Below are 15,236 nucleotides of genomic sequence, written 5' to 3'. Positions count from 1 at the left end.
CATTCTGCCAGCGCCAACGATCTTGCGCATGCCGTTGTCTCGCATGGGCAACGCACGCGCGCGCGCCCGGGCTGGCCGGTGGAGAAGGCGACGATCCCATGCGCGTTGCGCATGCGGCGTGACTGGATTTCTCATGGCACGCGAATGGGCAGACGCCACACTGGAGATGCCTATTGGAGCTTCTCATGCAAACGCTGCGCATCGAAAACACTTGCCATGCCACGGCCCTGCGGCCCGGCGCGACCATTCATTGCCGGGAGGGCGTGTTGTGGATCACCATGGAATCGCGACAGCCACGGCAGTCGCCGGACGTGGTGCTGACCGCCGGGGACGCACTGCGTATCGTCGAGCCCGGGGATTATTTTCTCAGTGCGCCCGGGCGCGACAATCGCGTGGTCTGTCACGTCGACCGCTCGGCTGAGCAGGCCGCGGCGATGCCTTGGCTCAGGTGGGCTGGCCCCGCGCGAACGAGGCCGTGACGGCATCGACCTTTCTCGCTTCCGCCTCGATCCACTCCGCCACCCGGCGCACGTCCGTGCGCGGATGCTCGGCGGCGTGGATCAGCCAATAAGCGTTTGGACTCGGAACGGCGCCCGTCATCCGTTCCACCATCACGAGTTGGGCGCCCGCGATCAGCGGCTCCAGCAACTCGATGCGACCGAGCGCCACGCCTTGCCCCGCCAACGCCGCGTGGATCATCTGGTCGTACAGATTGAAGCGCAGGATGCCCCGTTTGCTGGCCTGCCGATAGCCACGCTGGTTGAGCCAGCTGCGCCACTGCAGCCATGGCCGGGGATCGTCGAATTCGAGCAACGGAAATTGCGCCAGCGCGTCGATCGAAGCGGCATGGTGTGCCCCCAACGATGGATGGGCCACCGGCACCAGCGTCTCGCCAAACAACCGCAACGCGCCGGGCGGCGCGGCCGCGGCACGGCAGTAGCGAATAGCGAGGTCAATGCCGTCGGCACGCAATTCGCTGACCTGGTTGCTCGCCGACAGGCGCACGTCGAGATGCGGATACTTGCGCTGCAACTGGCTCAGCCGCGGCAGCAGCCACAGCCCCGACACGCCGATGCTCGCGGTCACCGTGACAGGCTGATGACCATCGCTGCGGCGAATCTCGCCAGCCACATCCTGCAGCTGCTGCAGTGCGCCATCGGCGCTGCGAAACAGCCGTTCTCCCTCGGGCGTGAATGCCACGCCGCGGTGCTGGCGCACAAACAGCTGCACGCGTAGCTGATCCTCCAGTGCGCGAATCTGCCGGCTTACCGCGGACTGCGTCAGGCACAGGTCATCGGCTGCCTGGGTAATGCTCATCCGCCGGCCCACCGCGACAAATCCCTTGAGCAGGTCCAGCGAGAACAGTCTGGCAAGTGGCGTTGACATGCCTGTCCCTCATGCTGATATCGACGTCAGCATTACAACACGACTCCCGCTCGTCCGCTGCCATGCGTAACGGGAATGTCTGGACGGCAAAAATGTCGGTTGAACATTGCGCCCTGCTTACGTGAAATGAAGGCCATCACGCCCATGCGTTCATTCCCTGGCCCACCCATGACCTCTTCCGCGCTGTCTCCCCCCACCTCGCGCTGGTGGCACCAGACCTGGATCATCGTGCTCGCCGGCGGCCTGATCATGGGTCTGGCGCTCGGCGTGCGCCATGTGCAAGGCATGTTCATGCTGCCGATCATCATGGAGCGCGGCTGGACCCGCGAAAGCTTCGGCTTTGCCATGGCCGTGCAGAACCTGACCTGGGGCCTGATGCAGCCGTTCACCGGCATGATTGCCGACCGCTTCGGCGCGTCGAAGGTGATGATCGCCGGCCTGGTGCTGTACGCGCTGGGCATACTGCTGATGACGCAGGCCGCCGACAACCACACGTTCGTGCTGAGCGCCGGCGTCTGCATCGGCATCGCCCAATCCGGCACCACGTTCGGCGTGGTCTATGCCGCGTTGAGCCGCATGGTGGCGCCGGAACGCCGCAGCTGGGCGCTTGGAGTGGCTGGCGCGATCGGCGGCATCGGCCAGTTCCTGCTGGTACCCACCGCGCAGGCCCTGCTGGCCACGGTGGGCTGGCATCAGGCACTGCTCACGCTGGCGATCGTCGCGGCCCTGTTGCTGCCGCTGGGATTGCCGTTCAACGATCGCCTGCCGGGCCGCACCGCATCGGGCGCGCCAACCGGTTCGGCCAGCGATGCCGCACCGCAGCCGCGCCTGCTGCCGGCCCTGCGCGAAGCCTTCGGCCATTCCGGCTTCTGGCTGCTCAACTTCGGCTTTCTGGCCTGCGGCTTCCAGCTGGCCTTTATCGCCAGCCATCTGCCCGCCTACCTGGTCGACAAGGGCATGCGTCCGACCGACGGCATGGCGGCGCTCGCCATCATCGCGCTGTCCAACGTCGTTGGCATCTACGTGTGCGGCCTGCTCGGCGCGCGGCATACGCGCAAGTACCTGCTGGCCGGCATCTACCTGCTGCGCACCTCGGCAATGGCGTTGTTCGTGCTGCTACCGCTCACTTCCTGCAGCCTCTATGCGTTTGCCGCGGTCATGGGCTTTCTCTGGCTCGGCACCGTGCCGCTGACCAACGGCATCGTGTCGCAGATTTTTGGTGTGCGCTATATCGCCACGCTGTTTGGCTTCGTGTTCTTTGGCCACCAGCTCGGTTCGTTCCTCGGCGTATGGCTTGGTGGCCTCGTGTTCGATGCGACGCACTCGTACGACCTGGTATGGCTGTGCGCAATGGGGCTCGGCGTGGTCGCCGCCCTCCTGCACTGGCCGATCGACGACCGCGAGCTGGTGCGGGACATGCGGACGCTGTCGGTCCCGTAAGCCCGGCCCCGCAGTTTCGCCGGACTCGCGCGGCAAACGGTTCCGGAGAAAGTCGACCCGGCCATACATGCCGTCCGCAGACTCGCGCCGCCTTGACATCCATATGTTCATCCCACAGAATATGTTCGAACATAAACGAACAGGCACCAGCGCGCAGGCTCCCGGGCAAAGCGGCAGTGCCGATGGACAGCGAGGCAGACAAGATGGAAGGCAAGGTAGTCGTCGTGACCGGCGCCTGCGGCGGAATCGGCCGGGGCATTTCCCTGTCGCTGGCGCGGGCCGGTGCAAAGGTCGTCGTCAATGACGTGGGGGTGTCCCTGACCGGACAGGGCGGCGACACCGCCGTCACGGACCGGCTGGTCGAGGAGATCCGCGCCGCGGGTGGCACGGCCGTCGCCAGCACCGACAGCGTGACCACCTGGAACGGCGCGGCCAATATCGTCGCGAGCGCGCTCGATCATTTCGGCCGCATCGACGGCGTGATCAACAACGCGGGCAACCTGCGCGACCGCTTCTTCCACAACATGTACGAGGAGGAATGGCGCGCCGTCATCGACGTGCACCTGCATGGCACGTTCTTCGTCAGCCGTGCCGCCGCCCCGCATTTCAAGTCGCAGCATGGCGGAGCGTATGTGCACATGACCTCCACCTCCGGGCTGATCGGCAACTTCGGCCAGTCGAACTACTCTGCCGCCAAGCTCGGTATCGCGGCGCTCTCCAAGTCCATTGCGCTGGACATGCAGAAGTTCAACGTGCGCTCCAACTGCATCGCGCCCTTCGCCTGGAGCCGCATGACCGATTCGATTCCCGCCAACACGCCGGAAGAAGCGGCGCGCGTGGAGAAGCTCAAGAAAATGGAAGCGCACAAGATCGCCCCGATGGCGGTCTACCTGGTCAGCGATGCCGCCAGCGCGGTGACGGGCCAGATTTTCGGTGTGCGTGCCAACGAGATCCTGCTGTTCAGCCAGCCGCGCCCGATCCGCTCGGTGCATTGCAGCGATGGCTGGACCCCCGAGTCGATCGCGCAGGTCGCGATCCCCGCCATGCAGACCAGCTTCCATGCCCTCGAGCGCTCGCCCGACGTCGTGTGCTGGGACCCCATCTGAGAACGAGGAGCCACGATGGCCACATCCGATTCCCGCGACGACACCCAGCCGGCGGGCCCCGAGCAAACCTACTTCCGCTATCTGCAGGCCGGCGAATGGCGCGTGCCGAAGTGCCGCGACTGCGGCGCAATGGTGTTCTATCCGCGCGTCAACTGCCTCGCCTGCGGCGCCGGGTCCTTCGACTGGGTCGCGCCCGGCGGCACCGGCACGATCTACTCGACCACTGTCATGCGTCGTCCCGCCGAGGCCGGCGGCGACCGCAACCTGTGCCTGGTCGATCTCGATGACGGCTTTCGCATGATGAGCCAGGTGGAAGCGGCCGACCCGGCCGCGCCGCGCATCGGCGACCGCGTGCGCGCCACGCTGCGCCAGCAGGGCGACAGCCACCTCGTGGTATTCGTGCCGGAGGTGCGCGCATGAGTCGCTCCCCTCTGCGCGGCGCCACCGCGATCGTCGGTGTTGGCCAGGCTGGCATGGGCGCCGCGCATGGCTTTACCGAAATGGAAATCCTGGCGCAAGCCGCCGCCCGCGCGGTAGCCGACGCCGGCATGACCATGGCCGATATCGACGGCCTTTGCACCTGCAGCGCATCCGCCACGATGTGGGGCATGCCCGTCGCGGAATACCTCGGCATCCGGCCGACCTTCCTCGACAGCACCATGCTTGGCGGTTCGAGCTTCGTTGCGCATCTCCTCCCCGCCATGCACGCGCTGGCAGCGGGCGAGTGCAACGCGGTCCTGGTCTGCTACGGCAGCACGCAGCGCACCGGCGCCGTCGACCGTGCCGCGGTCACGAAGATGCGCCAGGTCCTGGACCCGCAGCCCTATGAGACACCCTACCAGCCCATGCAGCCGATCAGCGCCTACGCGCTCGCCGCTGCGCGCCATATGGCGCAGTTCGGTACCACGCGCGCACAGCTCGCCGAAGTCGCGGTTGCCGCGCGGGCATGGGCGCAGCTCAACCCGGAGGCGTACTCGCGCGATCCGCTGACGGTGGAAGACGTACTGGCCTCGCGCATGATCTGCGATCCGCTGACCATCCGCGACTGCTGCCTGCTGACCGACGGCGCCGGCGCTTTCGTGCTGGTCCGCGCCGACCGCGCCAGGGACACACCACACGCCCCGGCCTATGTGCTCGGCAATGCCACGGCGGTATGGCACCGGCAGATCTCGTCGATGCACGACCTGACTGTCACGGCGGCCACGGAGTCGGGGACGCGTGCCTATGCCATGGCCGGCGTCGGCAAGGACGATATCGACCTGCTGTGCCTGTACGACGCGTTCACCATCAACACCATCCTGTTTCTCGAAGACCTCGGCTTCTGCCCCAAGGGCGAAGGCGGCCGCTTCGTTGCCGGCGGCAATATCGCGCCGGGCGGCTCGCTGCCGGTCAATACCAACGGTGGCGGCCTGTCGTTCGGGCACCCCGGCATGTATGGCGTGTTCCTGGTCATCGAGGCCGTGCGCCAGTTGCGCGGCGAGGCCGGTGCGCGCCAGCAGCGGGCCGAACTGGCCCTGGTGCATGGCAACGGCGCCACCCTGTCGAGCCAGTCCACCGCCATCCTCGGCACCGCCGCCACGCTGTAACGGAAACAGACGCCACCAGAACCCAGACATGATCAACAAGATATCCCCGACCCTGCGCGACGCGGTGTCCGGCATTCCCGACGGCGCCTCGATCATGGTGACCGGCTTTGGCGATGCCGGCCTGCCGCGCGAGTTGCTGCACGCGCTGATCGAGCAGGGCGCCAGGGACCTGACCATCATCAGCAACAACGCCGGCACCGGCACCACGGGTCTGGCCGCCCTGCTGGCCGCGGGCCGCGTGCGCAAGATGATCTGTACCTATCCCAAGTCGTCCGGCGGTGACGTCTTCCGCGCGTTGTACCAGGCAAAAAAGATCGCGCTCGAACTGGTGCCGCAGGGCACGCTGATCGAGCGCATGCGCGCGGCCGGCGCCGGCCTCGGCCCGTTCTACACCCCCACCGGCTACGGCACACCCATCGCCGAGGGCAAGCCGCAGACGGTCTACAACGGCCGCGGTTACGTGCTGGAGGAACCGTTGCATGCGGACTTTGCGTTCGTGAAGGCCTATCACGCCGACCGCTGGGGCAACCTGACCTACCGTCTCGCGGCGCGCGGCTTCGGGCCGGTCATGTGCACCGCCGCGCGGTGCACCATCGCCCAGGTGGACGACATCGTGCCACTCGGCTTCATGCCGCCCGAGCACATCGTCACGCCGGGCATCTTTGTCAGCAGGGTCGTGCGGAAGGACAGCCAGCAATGAACGAGATCCGGAAACTGAGCCGCGACAGCGTGGCCAGGCGCGTGGCCGACGATATCGCGCCAGGCAGCTACGTCAACATCGGGCTGGGCATGCCGACGCTGGTCGCGAAATACCTCGATCCCGGCAAAGAGATCGTCCTGCACAGCGAGAACGGCATTCTGGGCATCGGCGACCTCACGCCCGGCGACGAAGGCGACGAGGACCTGATCAATGCCAGCAAGGCGCGTGTGCAGCTGATTCCAGGTTCGTCGATCTGCGACCAGTCGCTGTCGTTCGCGATGATGCGCGGCGGCCATCTCGACGCCACCATCCTGGGCGCGTTCCAGGTCTCGTGCGACGGCGACATCGCCAGTTGGGCCACCGACGACACCGAAGGCGTGCCCGGTATCGGCGGCGCCATGGACCTGGTGGCCGGGGCGCGCAAGGTCATCGTGGTGATGGAACACACCACGCGCGATGGCAAGCCAAGACTGCTGGAGCGCTGCACGTTCCCGCTGACCGGCAAGGCTGCCGTCGACGTGGTCTACACCGACCTTGCCATCGTCTCGGTGGAGCCGGAAGCAGGATTCGTCGTACGCGCGATGGTGGAGGGACTCACGCAGGAAGCACTGCAGGCGGTGACGGAGGCAAGGCTGACCTTTGCCGACGACATGATCCGCCTGTAGGCGCCATGCGAACGGGGTAAATCATTCAAACAAGACAGATGGAGCGAGACACATGCATATCCGGATCAAGCAACTGCTAGGCGGCGCGATGTTCGTTGCCGCCGCGGCCGCCAGCGCGGCCACCTTCCCCGACCGGCCGATCGAACTGGTCATTCCCTATCCGCCCGGCGGCACCGCGGACGTGGTCGCGCGGCCGCTGTCGGCCGGCCTCCAGAAAGTGCTTGGCCAGCCGGTGGTGGTGCAGTACAAGGCCGGCGCCAGCGGCTCGATCGCCACGCAGTACGTGGCCCGCGCCAATCCCGACGGCTATACGCTGGTGATGGTGCTGGCCGCGCATGCAATCAACCCCGCCCTGTACCCGAACCTGCCGTACGACTCGGTCAAGGACTTTGCGCCGGTCTCGATGGTTGCCAAGCTGCCGCTGGTGCTCTACACCAATCCGAAGTTCGGCCCCAGGACCGTGCCCGAGCTCATCAGTTATGCGAAGGAACATCCGGGCCAGGTATCGGTGGGCTCGGCGGGCAACGGCAATACCAGCCACCTCGCGCTCGAACTGTTCTCGACGATGGCCGGCGTCAAGCTGCTGCACGTGCCCTACAAGGGCGGCGGCCCGTCGATCGCGGCGGCCATGGGTGGCGAGGTCAACGCGGTCTTTGCCGGACCGGACAGCCTGAACCAGGCCCGCGCCGGCAAGCTGCGCGTGATCGGCGTCACCAGCACCGAACGGCTGACGCTCTCGCCCGATACCCCGACCATCCAGGAAGCGGGACTCAAGGGCTACGAAGTGCAAGGCTGGTATGGCCTGCTGGCACCGGCGGGGACCCCGGCGCCGGTAATCAATACGCTGAACAAGGCGGTGGCGCAGGTGCTGGCCGATCCGCACTTCCGCAAGACCATGAACGACCTTGGCTATATCCCCACCGGTTCCACGCCCGGTGGCTTCATGGACTATGTCAAGCAGGAGATGGCGCGCTGGGCGAAGGTGGTCAAGGACGCCAATATCAAGCTCGAATGACGCGACGCCGGCGATATAATCGGCGGGCCATTTCCATTCGGCCCGCCAGGGCCATCTGCATTTCATGAAGCCGCGTTACCTCGAGTTGACGGGGCAGCTGCTCGGCGAAATCTCGTCGGGCACCTACCCTGTGGGCAGCAGCCTGCCCGGAGAACTCGATCTTGCCGAGCAATACGGCGTGAGTCGGGGCACCGTGCGCGCGGCGCTCGACCAGATCCAGACGCTGGGACTGATCTCGCGGCGCAAGCGCGTCGGCACGCGCGTGGAGTCGCTGACGCCACGCGCGCCCGAGTACACGCCGAGCATTTCCACCGTCGAAGAGCTGATGCAGTACAGCGCCAACACCGAGCGCGCGATCCACAGCATTCGCCATCTCGTGGTGGACGTCGAGCTCGCCCGGCACCTGGGCTGCGAGCCGGGCACGCGCTGGATGGAAATCCAGGCCGCGCGCATCGACCCCGCGCGCCCGGACCATGCCATGACCTGGTATCACGTCTATGTGCGCAGCGCGGACGGCGAGAAGATCCGCCGCAAGCTGCGCCAGACCCAGCAGCTGATCTGCGACCTGATCTGCGAGGTCAGCCATGGCTATGTGACGGAGATTCGCCAGACCGTTCGCGCGGTGGGGGTGCCGGCCGCGCTAAGCCAGAAACTTGCCGCCGATGCCGGCGCGCACGCACTCGAATTCGTGCGCCAGTACTACGATCAGGCTGGCGCGCTGATCGAGGTATCGGTAAGCCTGCAACCGGCCGATCGCTTCAGCTATACGACGGTGCTGCACCGGCGCACGGGTGCGTGACCGGGCGGGGCTGCAAACCGGCGCCGTGATGGAGACTTGCCGTGCCGACGGTGCGGCGACGGCGGCGGGAGGCCACCCTCTTCCGGCCCGTACCCGCCGGCCGGGAGAGGGCGCACCGCTCAGAAGCCGAGGCTGGCCAGCAAGTCGTCCACCTGCGACTGGTCGGACACCACGTCCGCCTTGCCTTCCGGATTGATCTGCGGACCGTTGAGCAGCGTGGCCGCATTGTTCTGCGTTTCCACACGGCGATCGGCCGGCACGTTGTCGATCAGCACCTGGAGCAGCTCCTGCTCCAGCGAGCGGATCATGTCCATCATCTTCTTGATCACCTGGCCGGTCAGGTCCTGGAAGTCCTGGGCCATCATGATCTCGAGCAGCTGGCTGCCGGTCGCGCGCGTCTTGACCGGTACGTCGGTCAGGAACTCACGCGTGTCGAGCACGAGCGCGCGCGCATCCTGCAGCTCTACCGGCTTGGCGAACCACTCTTCCCAGCGCTTGTCGAGCGCCTCGGCGCCCTCCTCGAGCGCCGTCTGCAGCGGCTGCGCGATTTCCACCGCATTGAGGCTGCGCTCGGCAGCCTTCTCGGTCATGGTCGCGATATAGCTGAGGCGGTCGCGCGCGTCAGGAATGGCCTGGGCCGCGCGCTCGATTTCCTTGTCGAGCCCCAGCTCCCGCATATTGTCGCGCAGCATCCGCGTAAGGTTGCCGATGCGATGAATGATCTGCTCGGCGGAGTCGATGGAAGTCTGAGTCGTCGACATGGCGTCACCTTACTCCTTACCCAGCTTCTCGAAGATCTTGGTGATCTTCTCGTCCAGCGTGGCGGCGGTGAACGGCTTGACCACATAGCCGTTGGCGCCGGCCTGCGCCGCCGCGATGATGTTTTCCTTCTTCGCCTCGGCCGTCACCATCAGCACCGGGGTCTTGGCAACCTCGGGAATCGCGCGGATCGACTGCAGCATGGTCAGGCCATCCATGTTCGGCATGTTCCAGTCGGACACGACGAACTGGAAGCTGCCGTCCTTCACCTTCTCCAGGCCGGCGGCGCCGTCCTCGGCTTCCTCGACGTTGGTGAAGCCCAGTTCCTTGAGCAGGTTACGGATGATCCGACGCATGGTCGGGAAGTCGTCGACCACCAGGATCTTGATGTTCTTGTCCACTCTACGGCTCCAAAAAAACGTTGTGGATGATTACGATCGGGACCGGCTGCCGCCTGCGGGCGGCGGCCGGCCCCTTGGATTTACACACGCTGTGCCCGTGCGCCGAAGGTGGCCAGGTGCGCCATCACGCGCTGGCTCATCGACTGCAAAGGCACCACTTCATGCACGCCGCCGGCGGCGATCGCCTCCTTCGGCATGCCAAACACGATGCAGGTCTGTTCGTCCTGCGCAAGGTTGTAGGCGCCGGCGTCGCGCATGCGCAGCATGCCCCGCGCGCCATCCTTGCCCATGCCCGTCAGGATCACACCGGTCACGTTCTTGCCGCCATGCTCGGCCGCCGAATCGAACAGCACGTCCACCGACGGGCGATGACGGTTGACCGGGGGGTCCTGCGACAGGTGCGCCACGTAGTTGGCGCCACTGCGCGCAAGCAGCAGGTGCGAATCGCCGGGCGCGATATAGGCATAGCCCGGCAGCACCCGCTCGCCATGCTCGGCCTCCTTGACCGTGATGCGGCACAGGCCGTTCAGCCGCTGCGCGAACGAACGCGTAAAGCCGGCCGGCATATGCTGCACGATCATGACAGCGGGACAATCCGGCGGCAGCGGCATCAGGAATTCCTTGATGGCCTCGGTGCCGCCCGTGGATGCGCCCACGATGATCAGCTTCTCGGTCGACAGCAGCGGGCTACGCAGCAACGGCGGCGGTGCGGTCTCGCCCGCCGGCACCACGGCCGCGGCGCGCACGCGCGCCCGCGAGGCAGCGCGGATCTTGTCGGCGATGGTGTCGGTGTACTCGATCAGCCCATCGCGGATGCCGAGCTTGGGCTTGGTCACAAAGTCGACGGCGCCCAGCTCCAGCGCGCGCATCGTGATTTCCGAGCCGCGCTCGGTCAGCGACGACACCATCAGCACCGGCATCGGCCGCAGGCGCATCAGACGCTCGAGAAAATCGAGCCCGTCCATGCGCGGCATTTCCACGTCCAGCGTCAGCACATCCGGATTGAGCCGCTTGATCGCGTCGCGCGCGACCAGCGGGTCGGGGGCGGTACCCACCACCTCCATGTCCGGCTGGCTGTTGATGATCTCCGTCATCAGGCTGCGGATCAGCGCGGAGTCGTCCACGCACAGCACCTTGATCTTAGCGGCGGTCATAGTTCTGCTTCTTTCGTTCTTCAGGACGACGGTCTTGTCGTCGTCTGCCGCGTAAACAGCTCCACGCCGCCTCGTGCGGGCGTCTTTGTGGAGGTGGACAGCGCGCGCGCCAGGGCACGTTCGTCGCGCTCCACGACTACCGTATCGTCCTGACGGGTCAGCCGGCGCACCAGCGCCAGCCCCGTTCTGGGGAAATAGCTGACCCGTCGGGCGTGCGGGCCGCGCAGGTCCTGCGCCGCCACGCGAATCTCTTCCGTCTTCAGGTACTTCAGTACAAAATCGGCATTCCGGTCCCCGATATTGAGGGTCGTCATGTTCGCCAGCACCGCGCCACCGCCAAAAACCTTTGCTTCGAGCCGTTCGCGTCGCGCGCCCAACTTCAGCAGTTCATTGATCAGCACTTCCAGCGCATAGCAGCCGTACCGCATCGAGGCCGACAGTACGCGGTCGGGTCCGGCATTCTCGTCGTCGGGGAGCATGAAGTGGTTCATGCCGCCGACGCCGGTCACCTCGTCGCGAATGCAAGCGGCCACGCACGAGCCGAGCACCGTGGTCAGCACCACGTCGTCGCCGCTCACGTAGTACTCGTTTGGCAGCAGCTTGATCGCCTGCTTGCCGAACTCGCGGTCGAAATACTTGCGCGTGGCAATCGCTTCCGGCATCTGCGGGGTTCGCATCACGCACCTCCTCCGCCGGAGCGGCCGCTCAGCTCGTACACGGTCTGGCCGCGCAGCTGGAAGGCGCGCGTGACGTACGAGAAATTCTCGGAATGGCCGGCAAACAGCAGCCCATGCGGCTTCAGCAGCGGTGCAAAGCGCTCCAGGATGCGGCCTTGCGTCGGCTTGTCGAAGTAGATCATCACGTTGCGGCAGAAGATCGCGTCGAACTTCTCGCGGATGCCCCAGTCGGGCGCCAGCAGGTTGAGCGACTCGAACGTGATGGTCGATGCCAGATCCGGCTTGACCTTGACCGCACCCGCGCGCGCGCCGGTGCCCTTGAGGAAGAAGCGCTTGAGCCGTTCCGGCGAAAGTCGCGCCACCTGCTCGGTGGTGTAGACGCCGTTACGGGCCTTGGCCAATACCTGCGTGTCGATATCGGTTGCCAGCACGGTACCCGCGCGGTCGCCGAGCGCCTCGGCCAGGGTGATGGCGATGGAATACGGTTCCTCGCCGGTGGAGGCAGCCGCGCACCAGACGCTGTACGGCCGCCCGACCTTTCTGGCATGTTCGGCGAGCAGCGGAAAATGATGCGCCTCGCGGAAGAACGAGGTCAGGTTGGTGGTGAGCGCGTTGGTGAAGAACTCCCACTCCTGCGAGCCGCTGTCGGACTCCAGCATGGCGAGATAGCTGCCGAAGTCTGTCAGCTGCAGCGTGCGCAGCCGCCGCGCGAGACGGCTGTAGACCATCTCGCGCTTGTGGCTGCCCAGCGAGATGCCGGCGCGCTGGTGAATCAGCGCGCGAATCTTCTCGAAATCCCGCTCCGTCAGCAGGAAATCGCGCATGTCATCGCGCAGGGGCGTGATGACGGGAGGCATCGCTGGCGCAGCGGGCGAAGCAGCGCCCGCTGGCTTCCCGATGGTACTGGAGGAAGAACGGAGCTGCGTCATGGCGGTAGTCGGTATGGGGGCGCGCCCGGGGGGCGTGTGTTGCTGGTATCAGTCGGACGGGACAGCTCAGGCCGCCTCCGCCTCGACGAGCTCCATTTCGGGGCTCGTCATCATGCGTTCGATGTCGATCAGGATCAGCATGCGGTTGTCCACCGAGCCCAGACCCGTCAGGTGCTCGTTGGACACCGACACGCCGAACTCCGGCGCCGGCTTGATATCGTCGCCGGTCAGCGTCAGCACGTCCGACACGCCATCGACCACGATCCCCACCACGCGGCCAGCCACGTTGAGGATGATCACCACGGTCTGATGGTCGTAACGCACGTTGCCGAGGCGGAACTTGATGCGCAGATCGACGATCGGCACGATCACGCCGCGCAGGTTGGTCACGCCCTTGAGGAAGTCGGGCGCGTTGGCGATGCGGGTCACCGTCTCGTAGCTGCGGATCTCCTGCACCTTGAGGATGTCGATGCCGTACTCCTCGGTGCCGAGCGTAAAGACCAGGAATTCCTGGCCCGAGGCTTCGCTCCCCTGGGTATCGATGTGTCCGATGCCGGCCATGTCTGTGCTCCTTGTCTGTAAATTGCCTTAAGCGATCACCGGGTCCTGGCGGCGCACGCCCGTGCGCTGCAGCGCGGCCACGTCCACGATCAGCGCGACGCTGCCGTCGCCGAGGATGGTCGCGGCGGAAATGCAAGGCACCTTGCGATAGTTGGTTTCGAGGTTCTTCAGCACCACCTGGTGCTGGCCGATCAGCTGGTCCACCAGCAGCGCAAAGCGCTTGCCTTCGGCCTGCAGGATCACCGCGATGCCCTGGGTCGGCTCCTGCAGCGCGCCGTTCACGTTGAACACGCGGTGCAGCTCCAGCAGCGGCAGGTATTCGCCGCGCACGTTCATCACGCGTTCGGCATTGGCCGCGGTGTGCACGTCGTCGGACTTGGGTTGCAGGGACTCCATCACGCAATTCAGCGGCAGGATGAAGGTCTCCTCGCCGACGCGTACCGACATGCCGTCGAGAATCGCCAGCGTGAGCGGCAGCACGATGCGGGTCGTGGTGCCGTTGCCCGGACGCGAGGAGATTTCCACATGTCCGCCCATTTCCTGGATATTCCGCTTCACCACGTCCATGCCGACGCCGCGGCCGGACACGTCGGTGATCACTTCCGCGGTGGAGAAGCCCGGCGCGAAGATCAGTTGCCAGACTTCCTCGTCGCTGATGTTCTCCGAGACCGGCAGGCCGTTCTGGATGGCCTTGGCGAGAATCCGCTCACGGTTGAGGCCGCCGCCGTCGTCGCTGACCTCGATCACGATATTGCCGCCATGGTGCTGCGCGGACAGGATCAGCTGGCCGGTCGGTTCCTTGCCGGCGGCGATGCGCTTCTCGGGCGTTTCGATACCATGGTCCAGGCTATTGCGCACCAGGTGGGTCAGCGGGTCGATGATCCGCTCGATCAGGCCCTTGTCGAGTTCGGTGGCCTTGCCGAACGTCACCAGGTCGATCTGCTTGCCGAGCTTGCTGGCGAGGTCGCGCACCAGGCGCGGGAAGCGCGAGAACACGTAGTCCATCGGCATCATGCGAATCGACATCACCGCTTCCTGCAGGTCGCGCGCGTTGCGTTCGAGCTGGCCCATGCCGGAGAACAGACGGTCGAACAGCACGGGATCGAGCGACGACGCAGTCTGCGCCAGCATCGACTGCGTGATCACGAGTTCGCCGACGAGGTTGATGATCTGGTCGACCTTCTCGGTCGGCACGCGGATCGAACCGGCGTCCGGGCTGTGGGCCGCCGCCGCCGCGGGCTTGGCTTTGTCCTTGGGGGCTTCCTTGGCCGCCGCCGGGGCCGCTGCCACCGGTGCGGGCGCGGGCGCCGGGGCCGCCGCCGGGGCGGCGACCGGTGCGGCGGCGGGGGGGGCCGCGCCATCGGCGGCTTCCACCACGATCTGGTCGCCGTCGATCACGAAGCAGCAGACCGCGATGATGTCGTCGGCGCTGCACTGGCTGTTCAGCCAGATGGTCAGTTCGCCATCGGCTTCCTGCTGGCCGGTGATCTCGCCGAGGTTGGCGATTTCCTCACGCAGCAGGGCCTGGTCGGCCGCCGATACCTTGAGCAGGCGCACCTTCAGGTTGCCGGCGCCGGCCGCGGGCGCTGCCGCCGGAGCGGGAGCCGGCGCCGCGACCGCAGCCGGCGCGGGCGCCGCGGCTTCGCCACCCGCTTCCTGGGCGAGCTGCTGCAGGACCGCGCAAATCCGCGCGAGGGTTTCCGGATCGGGTTCGGTCCCGTTGCGATAGGCGTTGAGCTGGTCTTGCAACACGTCCTTGGTTTCCAGAAAGGTGTCGATGATGGCCCGCGTCAGGGCAATTTCCTGCCGGCGCGCACGGTCGAGCAGGTTCTCGAAAATGTGGGTGGTCTCGGTCAGCGCCGAGAAGCCGAACGTGGCGGCACCGCCCTTGATCGAGTGCGCCGCGCGAAAGATCGCATTGAGCTCCTCCGCGTCGGGGGCGTCGATGTCCAGCCCGAGCAGCAGTTGCTCCATTTCTACGAGCAGTTCCTCGGCCTCTTCGAAGAAGGTCTGATAGAACTGGGTGATATCGATATCGACAGACATGGCCGTCCTGAT

17 protein-coding genes are annotated in these 15,236 nt (G+C 66.1%); 9 read left to right on the top strand and 8 right to left on the bottom strand.

Annotated elements, in window-relative coordinates:
- The first annotated feature begins 185 nt into the window (after positions 1–185).
- Entirely contained in the window at positions 186–479 is a 294-nt protein-coding gene (locus DFLDMN_RS14130) for a DUF2917 domain-containing protein (protein WP_423195553.1), read from the top strand.
- On the opposite strand, the gene DFLDMN_RS14125 is transcribed toward DFLDMN_RS14130, so the two are convergent.
- Positions 445–1,386, bottom strand: a complete 942-nt coding sequence (locus DFLDMN_RS14125; RefSeq protein ID WP_423195552.1) for a LysR substrate-binding domain-containing protein — start codon at positions 1,384–1,386, stop codon at positions 445–447. The two genes, DFLDMN_RS14130 and DFLDMN_RS14125, sit on opposite strands and share 35 nt — an antisense overlap.
- 168 nt (positions 1,387–1,554) lie before the next feature.
- Here DFLDMN_RS14125 and DFLDMN_RS14120 point away from each other — a divergent pair, with 168 nt between their 5' ends.
- From DFLDMN_RS14120 to DFLDMN_RS14085, 8 genes are all read left to right on the top strand, one after another.
- The gene (locus DFLDMN_RS14120; protein WP_423195551.1) at positions 1,555–2,826 is read left to right on the top strand and encodes an MFS transporter; all 1,272 of its coding nucleotides are present in this window, start codon (positions 1,555–1,557) and stop codon (positions 2,824–2,826) included.
- A 182-nt stretch (positions 2,827–3,008) separates the two neighbouring features.
- The gene (locus tag DFLDMN_RS14115) at positions 3,009–3,932 is read left to right on the top strand and encodes an SDR family NAD(P)-dependent oxidoreductase (RefSeq protein WP_423195550.1); all 924 of its coding nucleotides are present in this window, start codon (positions 3,009–3,011) and stop codon (positions 3,930–3,932) included.
- A gap of 15 nt (positions 3,933–3,947) precedes the next feature.
- Positions 3,948–4,352, top strand: a complete 405-nt coding sequence (locus DFLDMN_RS14110; protein ID WP_423195549.1) for a Zn-ribbon domain-containing OB-fold protein — start codon at positions 3,948–3,950, stop codon at positions 4,350–4,352.
- Positions 4,349–5,518: a thiolase gene (locus DFLDMN_RS14105; RefSeq protein ID WP_423195548.1), complete on the top strand. Its 1,170-nt coding sequence runs from the start codon at positions 4,349–4,351 to the stop codon at positions 5,516–5,518. The genes DFLDMN_RS14110 and DFLDMN_RS14105 overlap by 4 nt, the downstream gene beginning before the upstream one ends.
- Before the next feature lie 28 nt (positions 5,519–5,546).
- Positions 5,547–6,218: a 3-oxoacid CoA-transferase subunit A gene (locus tag DFLDMN_RS14100; protein WP_423195547.1), complete on the top strand. Its 672-nt coding sequence runs from the start codon at positions 5,547–5,549 to the stop codon at positions 6,216–6,218.
- Entirely contained in the window at positions 6,215–6,883 is a 669-nt protein-coding gene (locus DFLDMN_RS14095; RefSeq protein WP_423195546.1) for a 3-oxoacid CoA-transferase subunit B, read from the top strand. Before DFLDMN_RS14100 ends, DFLDMN_RS14095 begins: the two co-directional genes overlap by 4 nt.
- 52 nt (positions 6,884–6,935) lie before the next feature.
- A complete protein-coding gene (locus tag DFLDMN_RS14090; RefSeq protein ID WP_423195545.1) occupies positions 6,936–7,898 on the top strand; it encodes a Bug family tripartite tricarboxylate transporter substrate binding protein in 963 nt (320 codons plus the stop codon).
- 64 nt (positions 7,899–7,962) lie between these two features.
- Positions 7,963–8,697: a GntR family transcriptional regulator gene (locus tag DFLDMN_RS14085; protein WP_423195544.1), complete on the top strand. Its 735-nt coding sequence runs from the start codon at positions 7,963–7,965 to the stop codon at positions 8,695–8,697.
- 119 nt (positions 8,698–8,816) lie between these two features.
- On the opposite strand, the gene cheZ is transcribed toward DFLDMN_RS14085, so the two are convergent.
- From cheZ to cheA, 7 genes are all read right to left on the bottom strand, one after another.
- Positions 8,817–9,458: a protein phosphatase CheZ gene (gene cheZ / locus DFLDMN_RS14080; RefSeq protein ID WP_423195543.1), complete on the bottom strand. Its 642-nt coding sequence runs from the start codon at positions 9,456–9,458 to the stop codon at positions 8,817–8,819.
- Between the two features lie 9 nt (positions 9,459–9,467).
- On the bottom strand, positions 9,468–9,857 hold the full coding sequence (cheY, locus tag DFLDMN_RS14075; protein ID WP_423195542.1) for a chemotaxis response regulator CheY: 390 nt from the start codon (positions 9,855–9,857) through the stop codon (positions 9,468–9,470).
- An 80-nt stretch (positions 9,858–9,937) separates the two neighbouring features.
- Complete coding sequence (locus tag DFLDMN_RS14070) at positions 9,938–11,011, bottom strand: protein-glutamate methylesterase/protein-glutamine glutaminase (RefSeq protein WP_423195541.1); 1,074 nt, start codon at positions 11,009–11,011, stop codon at positions 9,938–9,940.
- Between the two features lie 20 nt (positions 11,012–11,031).
- On the bottom strand, positions 11,032–11,688 hold the full coding sequence (cheD, locus tag DFLDMN_RS14065) for a chemoreceptor glutamine deamidase CheD (RefSeq protein WP_423195540.1): 657 nt from the start codon (positions 11,686–11,688) through the stop codon (positions 11,032–11,034).
- Positions 11,688–12,545, bottom strand: coding sequence for a CheR family methyltransferase (locus DFLDMN_RS14060; RefSeq protein WP_423195539.1), 858 nt, complete (start codon positions 12,543–12,545; stop codon positions 11,688–11,690). Before DFLDMN_RS14060 ends, cheD begins: the two co-directional genes overlap by 1 nt.
- Positions 12,546–12,683: 138 nt before the next feature.
- Positions 12,684–13,178 carry a chemotaxis protein CheW gene (locus tag DFLDMN_RS14055; RefSeq protein WP_423195538.1) on the bottom strand — a complete coding sequence of 165 codons (495 nt, stop codon included), beginning with the start codon at positions 13,176–13,178 and terminating at the stop codon, positions 12,684–12,686.
- 27 nt (positions 13,179–13,205) lie between these two features.
- Positions 13,206–15,224, bottom strand: coding sequence for a chemotaxis protein CheA (gene cheA, locus DFLDMN_RS14050; RefSeq protein WP_423195537.1), 2,019 nt, complete (start codon positions 15,222–15,224; stop codon positions 13,206–13,208).
- Positions 15,225–15,236 lie beyond the last annotated feature (12 nt).

Origin of the sequence: Cupriavidus sp. H19C3 (assembly GCF_049393815.1) — a bacterium.
Lineage (GTDB): Bacteria > Pseudomonadota > Gammaproteobacteria > Burkholderiales > Burkholderiaceae > Cupriavidus.
Note: the sequence above shows the minus strand (reverse complement) of the source record. Positions and strands in the feature narration are given on the sequence as shown.